Below are 10,875 nucleotides of genomic sequence, written 5' to 3' on the forward strand. Positions count from 1 at the left end.
TTTCCGATCCGATTTCCTCGGTGCTTTCCGGTCCCGAATTTGTTTTCTTCGAGGCCTTCCGGCGCGTTCCGACTTTATCAGAAGTTCTGAGTCGGATTTCCCGCCTCCCGGTTCGTCCTCCGGGCGCACGACGGCGCCGGGGACTTCCCGATCTGGCGGAGCCGTAAACGTACTGGAGCGGGGCGCCCCGATGCAAATCGAGGGGCCCCGCTCCGGTGTTGCGCTGGTCAGGCGTCTCAGACCTCGACGACGACCGGAAGGATCATCGGGCGCCGGCGGTAGGTGTCGGAGACCCACTTGCCGACGGAGCGGCGGATCAGCTGCTGGAGCTGGTGGGGTTCGACGACGCCGTCCTGGGCGGACTTGTTGAGCGCCTGGTCGATCTTCGGGATCACCGCGTCGAAGGCGGAGTCGTCGATCCCGGAGCCCCGGGCGTGGACGTGCGGGCCGGCCGTGATCTTGCCGGTCGACGAGTCGACGACGACGAAGACCGAGATGATGCCCTCCTCGCCGAGGATGCGGCGGTCCTTGAGGGAGGTCTCGGTGACGTCGCCGACCGAGAGGCCGTCCACGTACACGTAGCCCGCCTGGACCTTGCCGGTGATGCGGGCGCGGCCGTCGACCAGGTCGACGACGACGCCGTCCTCGGCGATGACGATGTGGTCCTTGGGGATGCCCGTCATCGCGCCGAGCTCGGCGTTGGCGCGCAGGTGGCGCCACTCGCCGTGGACCGGCATGAGGTTCTTCGGCTTGCAGATGTTGTAGAAGTACAGCAGCTCGCCGGCCGAGGCGTGGCCCGAGACGTGGACCTTGGCGTTGCCCTTGTGGACCACGTTCGCGCCCCAGCGGGTCAGGCCGTTGATCACGCGGTAGACCGCGTTCTCGTTGCCCGGGATGAGGGAGGACGCGAGGATCACCGTGTCGCCGGGGACGATGCGGATCTGGTGGTCGCGGTTGGCCATGCGGGACAGGGCCGCCATGGGCTCGCCCTGGGAACCCGTGCAGACCAGCACGACCTCGTCGTCCGGCAGGTCGTCGAGGGTCTTCACGTCCACGACGAGGCCGGCCGGGACGCGGAGGTAGCCCAGGTCGCGGGCGATGCCCATGTTCCGGACCATCGAGCGGCCGACGAAGGCGACGCGGCGGCCGTACTCGTGGGCGGCGTCGATGATCTGCTGGATGCGGTGCACGTGGCTGGCGAAGCTGGCCACGATGATGCGCTTCGGGGCGTTCGCGAAGACGTTCCGCAGGACGTTCGAGATGTCCCGCTCCGGCGGGACGAAGCCCGGGACCTCGGCGTTCGTCGAGTCGGACAGGAGGAGGTCGATGCCCTCCTCGCTGAGCCGCGCGAACGCGTGGAGGTCGGTGAGGCGGCCGTCCATCGGGAGCTGGTCCATCTTGAAGTCGCCGGTGGCGACGGCCATGCCCGCGGGGGTGCGGATGGCGACGGCCAGGGCGTCGGGGATGGAGTGGTTGACGGCGATGAACTCGCAGTCGAAGGAGCCCAGGTTCTCGCGGTCGCCTTCCTTCACCTCGAGGGTGTAGGGGCGGATGCGGTGCTCCTGGAGCTTCGCCTCGATCAGGGCGAGGGTCAGCTTGGAGCCGATGAGCGGGATGTCCGGCTTCAGCCGGAGCAGGTAGGGGACGGCACCGATGTGGTCCTCGTGGCCGTGCGTGAGCACGATGCCCTCGATGTCGTCGAGGCGGTCCCGGATGATGGTGAAGTCCGGCAGGATCAGGTCGACGCCGGGCTGCTCCTCCTCGGGGAAGAGGACGCCGCAGTCGACGATCAGCAGCCGGCCGTCGAACTCGAAGACCGTCATGTTGCGGCCGATCTCGCCCAGGCCGCCGAGCGGGATGACGCGCAGGCCGCCCTTGGGCAGCTTCGGCGGGGCGCCGAGTTCAGGATGCGGATGACTCAAAAGACTCTCCTCACCATGCGCGCCACGTACCGGTCGGGCACGTGGCGCGCATGACAATCGTGCACTTGCTGTTGTCAGTGTTCAGTTGTGAAGTCCGTTGTCAGAGTTCTACCCCGCCTGCGGCCAGGTCGACCTTGAGCTGCTCGGTCTCCTGCTCGGAGAGCTCGACGAGCGGCGGTCGCAGGGGGCCGGCGGGGAGGCCCTGGAGGGCGAGGGCGGCCTTGGTGGTCATGACGCCCTGGGTGCGGAACATGCCGGTGTAGACCGGCAGCAGCTTCTGGTGGATCTCGGTGGCCTTCTGGACCTCGCCGCCGAGGTGGGCGTCGAGGAGGGCGCGGAGCTCCGGGGTGACGAGGTGGCCGACGACGGAGACGAAGCCGCAGGCGCCGACGGAGAGCAGCGGCAGGTTGAGCATGTCGTCGCCGGAGTACCAGGCGAGGCCGGAGCGGGCGATGGCCCAGCTGGCGCGGCCGAGGTCGCCCTTGGCGTCCTTGTTGGCGACGATGCGCGGGTGCTCGGCGAGGCGGACGATCGTCTCGGTGTCGATCGGGACGCCGCTGCGGCCGGGGATGTCGTACAGCATCACGGGGAGGCCGGTGGAGTCGGCGATGGCCGAGAAGTGCCGGTACAGGCCCTCCTGCGGGGGCTTGTTGTAGTAGGGCGTCACGGCGAGGAGGCCGTGGGCGCCGTCGCGCTCGGCGGTGCGGGCCAGTTCGACGGAGTGGCGGGTGTCGTTGGTGCCGATGCCGGCGATGACGTGGGCGCGGTCGCCGACCGCCTCCAGTACCGCTCGTACGAGCTCCGATTTCTCCGCGTCGCTGGTGGTCGGGGACTCGCCGGTGGTGCCGTTGATGACGAGGCCGTCGTTGCCTGCGTCCACCAGGTGGGTGGCGAGTCGCTGGGCACCGTCGAGGTCGAGTGCGCCGTCCGCCGTGAAGGGCGTGACCATGGCGGTGAGGACCCGCCCGAAGGGGGTCTGCGGAGTGGAGATCGGAGCCATGGGTAACACGCTACTCGCTGCTCAGCGCCGGGCGCCCCTGAGGGGCACGGGAGAAAGGGAGCCCGGCGCTGCCTGCTCGGGGGTTCAGGCAGCGCCGGGTCCGTTTGATCAGCCTAGATGAACTTCGCGAAACGTCGCAATACGGACACTTCGCATCGTACGTTCGGACATGTGTGCCCTGTGGGGGCCGGACGGACGGACGGTCCGTGTGGTCTCTCGTACTCCTGGCGTCCTATCGGAGGATGAGATTCGGCCGCTTTGATGAAAAAGGGCACCAAAACACCGCTTCCGTCGTCTGTACCTGTGACGCATGACGACGAAGAAGGAGAGTGGCCCTGATGTTCCGCCGGCGAGAGGCCGTACCGTTCGCGTTCGTCGCGGAGGCCGACCACTTCCGCAGTAACGTCACTCCACCGCCCCGGGAGCGCCTCAGCGCCTCGCAGCTCGTGGGCCGCACTCTGCTCGGGCTGACCGTCGTTGCCGGCCTCGTCGGGTCCCTCGTCCTGGGAATGCCCTCGCTCCAGTCGGGTGACTCGGCCACTCGTCAGCAGCAGTCCGAGGCCTCCGACAACCGCTGAGGTAGCCTCACCGGGCACCGCCCCTTCGAGCGTGCTTGTGAGTGAGGACCTGTCGTGCCCCTGCCCTTCCTGACGGCCGACCGTGCTTTTGACACGACCGACCACGTCGCCCTGCCGTTCGACGACCACGACCAGTGGCGCCGTCCGTACCGGCCCGGCTCGTGGCGGGTGGGGGCGGCGGCACTCGCGCTGCTGCTCGCCTCGTTCGTCCTGCTGGCCGCCGTGATCATCGCGGCGGCCGGAGCCTTCGGCGGCGCGTGCGTCACGTTCGGCATCGCCGTGCTCATCATCGCGGCCGCCCTGCGGATGCTGCGCATGGGCACCTGGGTGAGCCGCGCCGGCGTGCGGCGCGTGGGCTTCTTCTCGACCGTCACCGTGCCCTGGGCGAAGGTGACGTCCGTGCGGACCGTCCAGCAGCCGGTGCGCTGGCTGGGACTCCCCCGCACGGTCCAGGGCCAGGCCCTGGTGCTCGACCGGCAGGCCGGCGAGCAGCTGCTGCTGCTCACCGACCACAACGCCGACTTCCTCTCCCGCGTCGAGGCCTTCGACCGGGCGGCCGACACCGTCGAGGCCTGGAACGCCGAGTACGGCACGGCCTGATCCGAAGGACGGACCCGGGGGCCGCTACGCGCCGACCGGGCGCCCCGCGTGGAGCGCGATGGCCCGCTGCATCGCCTTGCGGGCCCTGGGGGTGTCCCGGGCGTCGTGGTAGGCCACCGCGAGCCGGAACCAGCAGCGCCAGTCCTCGGGCGAGTCCTCCGTCTCGGCCTTGCGCAGGGCGAAGACCTCGTCGGCCGAGTCCCGGTCGATCCGGCCGCCCTGCGTGCGCTTCAGCTCGTCGACGGGAAGGCCGCCCTCGGACTCCAGCTCGGAGGCGAGGCGGCCCGCCTGGCGTGCGAACCGGGTGTTCTTCCAGAGGAACCAGCCGCCCACGACGGGCAGCAGGAACGCCACCGCGCCCATGCCCATGGCGGCCGGCTCGCCCGTGAGGAGGAGCAGGACGCCCTCCATCGCCACCACGCCGAAGACGAGGACGAGCACGGTGGAGAGGAAGACGTACGTGATCTTTCCGCCCATGACCGTCAGCCCAGGTCCAGGAAGTGCTCCAGGCCGAAGGTGAGGCCCGGAGTCGTGGTCACGCGGCGGGCGCCCAGCAGGATGCCCGGCATGAAGCTGGAGTGGTGCAGGGAGTCGTGGCGGACGGTGAGGGTCTCGCCCTCGCCGCCGAGCAGCACCTCCTGGTGGGCCAGCAGGCCCCGGAGGCGTACCGCGTGCACGGGCACGCCGTCGACGTCCGCCCCGCGCGCCCCGTCGAGGGCGGTGGTCGTGGCGTCGGGCTGCGGGGCGCAGCCTGCCTTCGACCGGGCCTCGGCGATCAGCTGGGCGGTGCGGGTGGCCGTGCCGGAGGGGGCGTCCACCTTGTTCGGGTGGTGCAGCTCGACGACCTCGACCGACTCGAAGTACGGGGCCGCGATCTGCGCGAACTTCATGGTGAGGACCGCGCCGATGGAGAAGTTCGGAGCGATCAGGACGCCGGTCTCCGGGGAGGCGGCGAGCCAGGTGTTCAGCCGCGCGAGGCGGTCCTCGGTCCAGCCGGTGGTGCCGACGACCGCGTGGATGCCGTGACCCACGCAGTATTCGAGGTTCTCCATGACCGAGTCGGGGGTGGTCAGCTCGACGACGACCTGGGCGCCCGCCTCGGTGAGCGCCTCCAGACCGTCGCCGCGGCCGAGGGCCGCGACCAGTTCCATGTCCTCGGCGGCCTCGACGGCCTTGACCGCCTCGGAACCGATGCGGCCCTTGGCTCCGAGGACCGCCACACGCAGCTTGCTCATTGCTCTGAACTTCCTTAGGGGCTCGGGGTCAGGAGACCGCTCGGTGGAGGCGGTCCGCCTGCTTGTCCTTCAGCGGGCCGATCACCGACAGCGAGGGCCGCTGCTCCAGTACATCGCGGGCGACCTGGCGGACCTCGTCCGGGGTGACCGCCGCGATCCGGGTGAGCATGTCGTCGACCGACATCTGGGTGCCCCAGCACAGCTCGCTCTTGCCGATGCGGTTCATCAGCGCGCCGGTGTCCTCCAGGCCGAGCACGGTCGAGCCGGAGAGCTGGCCCACGGCACGGGTGATCTCCTCGTCCGTGAGGCCGTCCGAGGCGACCTTGTCGAGCTCGTCGCGGCAGATCCCCAGCACGTCGTGGACCTGGCCGGGCCGGCAGCCCGCGTACACCCCGAAGAGGCCGCAGTCGGCGAAGCCCGAGGTGTACGAGTACACGCTGTAGGCCAGGCCGCGCTTCTCGCGGACCTCCTGGAAGAGGCGGGAGGACATGCCTCCGCCGAGGGCGGTGTTCAGCACGCCGAGGGCCCAGCGGCGCTCGTCGGTGCGGGACAGGCCCGGCATGCCGAGGACCACGTGGGCCTGCTCCGTCTTGCGGTTCAGGAGCTCGACGCGGCCGGCCGTGCGGATGGTCCGGGCACCCTCGCGGGGAGCGACGGGCACGGCGTCGGTACGGCCGAGGGCGCCGGCCTTCTCGAAGGCGCGGCGGACCTGGCGCACCACCGTGGCGTGGTCGACGTTGCCCGCGCAGGCGACGACCAGGTGGGTGGGGTCGTAGTGCTTCTTGTAGAAGCGGGCGATCTGGCCGCGGCTGAGGGCGTTGATCGTGTCGACGGTGCCGAGGACCGGGCGGCCCAGCGGGGTGTCGCCGAACATCGTCTGCGCGAACAGGTCGTGCACGACGTCACCGGGGTCGTCCTCGGTCATCGCGATCTCTTCGAGGATGACGCCGCGCTCGGCGTCCACGTCCTCGTCGAGGATGAGCGAGTCGGTGAGCATGTCGCAGACGACGTCGATCGCCAGCGGCAGGTCGGTGTCGAGGACCCGGGCGTAGTAGCAGGTGTACTCCTTCGCCGTGAAGGCGTTCATCTCGCCGCCGACCGCGTCGATCGCGGCGGAGATGTCGAGGGCGGACCGCTTGTGGGTGCCCTTGAAGAGGAGGTGCTCCAGGTAGTGGGTCGCGCCGTTGAGCGTCGGGGTCTCGTCCCGGGAGCCGACGTGCGCCCAGATGCCGAAGGTGGCGGAGCGCACGGAGGGGAGGGTCTCGGTGACGATCCTCAGGCCCCCGGGGAGGGTCGTGCGCCGGACCGTGCCGATGCCGTCCTTGCCGGGAAGAAGCGTTTGGGTACGGGCGACGGCCCGCCCCTCCGAAGAGGGGCGGGCCGTCGCGCGGGAACTACGGGACGTCACTTGGCAGCGTCGTCCTTGTCACCCTCGGCGCCGTCCTCGTCCGCGATCACGGGGATCAGGGAGAGCTTGCCGCGCTGGTCGATCTCGGCGATCTCGACCTGGACCTTGGAGCCGATCGCGAGCACGTCCTCGACGTTCTCCACGCGCTTGCCACCGGCGAGCTTGCGGATCTGCGAGATGTGCAGCAGGCCGTCCTTGCCCGGGAGCAGGGAGACGAAGGCACCGAAGGTGGTGGTCTTGACGACCGTGCCCAGGTAGCGCTCGCCGACCTCCGGCATGGTCGGGTTGGCGATGCCGTTGATCGTGGCGCGGGCGGCCTCGGCGGCCGGGCCGTCGGCGGCACCGATGTAGATGGTGCCGTCGTCCTCGATCGTGATCTCGGCGCCGGTGTCCTCCTGGATCTGGTTGATCATCTTGCCCTTGGGGCCGATGACCTCGCCGATCTTGTCCACGGGGATCTTGACGGTGATGATCCGCGGGGCGTTCGGGGACATCTCGTCCGGCGTGTCGATCGCTTCCATCATCACGTCGAGGATGTGGAGGCGGGCGTCGCGGGCCTGCTTGAGGGCCGCGGCCAGGACGGAGGCCGGGATGCCGTCCAGCTTGGTGTCGAGCTGGAGGGCGGTGACGAACTCCTTCGTGCCGGCGACCTTGAAGTCCATGTCGCCGAAGGCGTCCTCCGCACCGAGGATGTCGGTGAGGGCGACGTAGTGCGTCTGGCCGTCGATCTCCTCGGAGATCAGGCCCATGGCGATGCCGGCGACGGGGGCCTTCAGCGGCACACCGGCGTTCAGCAGCGACATGGTGGAGGCGCAGACCGAGCCCATGGACGTCGAGCCGTTGGAGCCGAGGGCCTCGGACACCTGGCGGATCGCGTAGGGGAACTCCTCGCGGGTCGGGAGGACCGGCACGAGGGCGCGCTCGGCGAGGGCGCCGTGGCCGATCTCGCGGCGCTTGGGCGAGCCCACGCGGCCGGTCTCGCCGACGGAGTACGGCGGGAAGTTGTAGTTGTGCATGTAGCGCTTGCGGGTCACCGGGGAGAGGGTGTCCAGCTGCTGCTCCATGCGGAGCATGTTGAGGGTGGTGACGCCCAGGATCTGGGTCTCGCCACGCTCGAACAGCGCCGAGCCGTGCACGCGCGGGATGGCCTCGACCTCGGCGGCGAGCGTACGGATGTCCGTGATGCCGCGGCCGTCGATGCGGACCTTGTCCTTGATGATCCGCTCGCGGACCAGCTTCTTGGTCAGCGCGCGGTAGGCGCCGGAGATCTCCTTCTCGCGGCCCTCGAAGGCCGGGAGGAGCTTCTCGGCGGCGATCTCCTTGATGCGGTCGAGCTCGGTCTCGCGCTCCTGCTTGCCGGCGATGGTGAGCGCCTGGGCGAGCTCGTCCTTGACGGCGGCGGTGAGCGCCTCCAGGACGTCGTCCTGGTAGTCGAGGTAGACCGGGAACTCGCCGGTGGGCTTGGCGGCCTTGGCGGCGAGGTCCGACTGGGCCTTGCAGAGGACCTTGATGAAGGGCTTCGCGGCCTCGAGACCGGCGGCGACGACCTCCTCGGTCGGCGCCTCGGCGCCGTCCTTGACCAGCTGGACGGTCTTCTCGGTGGCCTCGGCCTCGACCATCATGATCGCGACGTCGCCGTCCTCGAGGACGCGACCGGCGACGACCATGTCGAAGACGGCGTCCTCGAGCTCGGTGTGCGTCGGGAACGCGACCCACTGGCCCTTGATCAGGGCGACGCGGGTGGCGCCGATGGGGCCGGAGAAGGGCAGGCCCGCCAGGATCGTGGAAGCCGAGGCGGCGTTGATCGCGACCACGTCGTACAGGTGGTCGGGGTTGAGCGCCATGATCGTCTCGACGATCTGGATCTCGTTGCGCAGGCCCTTCTTGAAGGAGGGGCGCAGCGGCCGGTCGATCAGACGGCAGGTGAGGACGGCGTCCTCGGAGGGGCGGCCCTCACGGCGGAAGAAGGAGCCGGGGATCTTGCCGGCCGCGTACTGCCGCTCCTCGACGTCCACCGTGAGGGGGAAGAAGTCGAGCTGGTCCTTGGGTCGCTTCGAGGCGGTGGTCGCCGAGAGGACCATCGTCTCGTCGTCCAGGTAGGCGACGGCGGAGCCGGCGGCCTGCTTGGCCAGACGGCCGGTCTCGAAGCGGATGGTGCGGGTTCCGAAGACGCCGTTGTCGATGACGGCCTCGGCGTAGTGGGTCTCGTTCTCCACTATGGGTTTCTCCTACGTGTTCGTCTTTGCGTCCTTCGGCCCGTGTGGCCGGGGACGGTGTGCGACGGGGGCGGAGAAGCTCGCCTCGGGTGCGGGCCGGTCTTCGATCGAAGCACCCGGATGTTCGTTTCCGGGGGCCACTACCGAGGACCGGCGGCTGGCCGGCGGCTTCACGCCCGTCGTATGGGGTTGTGCGACCAGACTAAGTGCCGATGCGCACTTTGCGCACGTACAGCAAAGGGAGCGGCCCCCTGAAAGTGGGAACCGCTCCCTTCATGGCGTCTTACTTGGCGCCGCCGGCCGCACCGCGGCGGATGCCGAGGCGGTCGACCAGCGTACGGAAGCGCTGGATGTCCTTCTTGGCCAGGTACTGCAGCAGGCGGCGGCGCTGGCCGACCAGGATCAGCAGACCACGACGGGAGTGGTGGTCGTGCTTGTGCTGCTTGAGGTGCTCGGTCAGGTCCGAGATGCGACGGGACAGCATCGCGACCTGGACCTCGGGGGAGCCGGTGTCGCCCTCCTTGGTGCCGAACTCGGCCATGATCTGCTTCTTGACAGCGGCGTCGAGAGCCACGCGGATCTCCTCTTGGGTGTTCGTGCGCCCGCGAGTGCCCCTGGTCCATTTCTCAGGGGAAGCTTCCGTGACTCGACGGGCGAAGGTCCGATGGGCGCAGCTTCCAGGGCCTGAGAAGGCTTCCGGGAGCGCGTACACAAACGGCCGTCACACAGCGTACCAGGGCGGCGGAGGGGTCCGCCGCCCGGTATCCCGTTCCCCGGCCGCCCCGGTGCCTCACTTGCTGGTGAGGGAGCGGACCTGGGTGAAGACGTCGAGGACCGCGAGGCAGAGCGGGACGAGGGAGAGCAGGACGAAGCCCTCGGCGAGGTCGAGGAGGCGGCCCCAGAAGGGCGAGAGGCCCTTCTTCGGGATGATCAGGCCGATCGCGGTGATCAGCGAGGCGCCGGCGGCGACGGCGGCGGTGAGCCAGATCGTCCGGATGTCGAGGCCGCCGCGGTCCCCGTACATGAGGAGGTCCTTGACCAGGTCGGCCGGCGGGTTGAGGGAGAGGCCGAGGACGAGCAGCGCGATGGCGGCGATGCCGGCGACGAGGACGCAGGCGACCTGCGAGGTGTACCGGAAGAGGCGGGCGCGCAGCAGCATCGCGAGGCCGGCGGCGAGGGCGAGGAGCTGGCCCCAGACGTTCCCGGCGAAGCCGAGGACGGCGGCGGAGCCGACGACGACGGCCGCGCAGCCGCCGACGAGGCCGAGGAGCATCTCGTGGCCGCGGCGGGCCTGGAGCGCGATGCGCTCGCCGTCGACGGGCTGCGCCTCCTCGCCCTGCGGGTCGGCGGAGAAGTCGTCGTCGGCGGCGCTGCGCGGGGCGGCGTAGCCGATGGGGAGCCGGGCGAAGCGGGCGGAGAGGCCGGGCAGGAAGGCGACGAGGCCGATGGCGACGGGCGCGCAGGTGGCGGCGGCGTCGGTGGCGGTGGCCTCGGTGAGGATCATCAGGAAGGTCGCGAGGGTGCCGACGCCGGCGAGGAAGGTGGCGGCGACGAAGGGGGCGTCGCCGCTGGGGGTGAGCGCGACGAGGGCCACGGAGGCGACGAGGACGGTGACGGAGCCGAGCAGGAACTGCAGGCGGCCGGGGCCCTGGCCGGCGTCGGCCGCGATGATGCCGGAGCCGGCGATGAGGAGCAGCGGGAGGGCGCCGAGGCCGAGGGCGACGGCGGTGGCCCGGTCCGCGTAGACGCGGGCGCGGACGCCGGCGAAGGCGGTGAGCAGGAGGCCGGCGGCGCCCGCGATGATCCCGGGGAGGCTGTGCATGTCGTGGCGGACCGGGTCGGCGAACCAGAGGACGAAGCCCATGAGGACGAGGAGCAGCACGCCGCCGAGGAGCCCGGCGCCGCGCAGCAGTTCG

At 70.2% G+C, this 10,875-nt stretch carries 10 protein-coding genes; 2 read left to right on the top strand and 8 right to left on the bottom strand.

The window, feature by feature from the left end; all coding sequences use genetic code 11:
• Nucleotides 1-236: 236 nt before the first annotated feature.
• Both K7G60_RS37040 and dapA read right to left on the bottom strand, forming a co-directional pair.
• Nucleotides 237-1,922, bottom strand: a complete 1,686-nt coding sequence (locus tag K7G60_RS37040; protein ID WP_225805359.1) for a ribonuclease J — start codon at nucleotides 1,920-1,922, stop codon at nucleotides 237-239.
• A 100-nt stretch (nucleotides 1,923-2,022) separates the two neighbouring features.
• Entirely contained in the window at nucleotides 2,023-2,922 is a 900-nt protein-coding gene (dapA, locus tag K7G60_RS37045; RefSeq protein WP_225805360.1) for a 4-hydroxy-tetrahydrodipicolinate synthase, read from the bottom strand.
• Nucleotides 2,923-3,260: 338 nt separating this feature from the next.
• On the opposite strand from dapA, the gene K7G60_RS37050 reads away from it, so the two are divergent.
• Both K7G60_RS37050 and K7G60_RS37055 read left to right on the top strand, forming a co-directional pair.
• Nucleotides 3,261-3,500: a hypothetical protein gene (locus K7G60_RS37050; protein WP_225805361.1), complete on the top strand. Its 240-nt coding sequence runs from the start codon at nucleotides 3,261-3,263 to the stop codon at nucleotides 3,498-3,500.
• A 54-nt stretch (nucleotides 3,501-3,554) separates the two neighbouring features.
• Nucleotides 3,555-4,100: a PH domain-containing protein gene (locus tag K7G60_RS37055; RefSeq protein ID WP_225805362.1), complete on the top strand. Its 546-nt coding sequence runs from the start codon at nucleotides 3,555-3,557 to the stop codon at nucleotides 4,098-4,100.
• Nucleotides 4,101-4,124: 24 nt separating this feature from the next.
• Here K7G60_RS37055 and K7G60_RS37060 read toward each other — a convergent pair whose 3' ends face one another.
• From K7G60_RS37060 to K7G60_RS37085, 6 genes are all read right to left on the bottom strand, one after another.
• Nucleotides 4,125-4,577, bottom strand: a complete 453-nt coding sequence (locus tag K7G60_RS37060; RefSeq protein WP_225805363.1) for a tetratricopeptide repeat protein — start codon at nucleotides 4,575-4,577, stop codon at nucleotides 4,125-4,127.
• Nucleotides 4,578-4,582: 5 nt separating this feature from the next.
• A complete protein-coding gene (dapB, locus tag K7G60_RS37065) occupies nucleotides 4,583-5,335 on the bottom strand; it encodes a 4-hydroxy-tetrahydrodipicolinate reductase (protein ID WP_225805364.1) in 753 nt (250 codons plus the stop codon).
• A 28-nt stretch (nucleotides 5,336-5,363) separates the two neighbouring features.
• Entirely contained in the window at nucleotides 5,364-6,743 is a 1,380-nt protein-coding gene (locus K7G60_RS37070) for a pitrilysin family protein (protein WP_225805365.1), read from the bottom strand.
• Nucleotides 6,740-8,959, bottom strand: coding sequence for a polyribonucleotide nucleotidyltransferase (locus K7G60_RS37075; protein WP_225805366.1), 2,220 nt, complete (start codon nucleotides 8,957-8,959; stop codon nucleotides 6,740-6,742). The genes K7G60_RS37070 and K7G60_RS37075 overlap by 4 nt, the downstream gene beginning before the upstream one ends.
• 283 nt (nucleotides 8,960-9,242) lie before the next feature.
• Complete coding sequence (rpsO, locus tag K7G60_RS37080) at nucleotides 9,243-9,533, bottom strand: 30S ribosomal protein S15 (RefSeq protein ID WP_015036567.1); 291 nt, start codon at nucleotides 9,531-9,533, stop codon at nucleotides 9,243-9,245.
• Nucleotides 9,534-9,749: 216 nt separating this feature from the next.
• On the bottom strand, nucleotides 9,750-10,875 hold a 1,126-nt coding region (locus K7G60_RS37085; protein WP_225805367.1), incomplete at its 5' end, for a type VII secretion integral membrane protein EccD.

Source organism: Streptomyces sp. NK15101, from assembly GCF_020400725.1.
Lineage (GTDB): Bacteria > Actinomycetota > Actinomycetes > Streptomycetales > Streptomycetaceae > Streptomyces.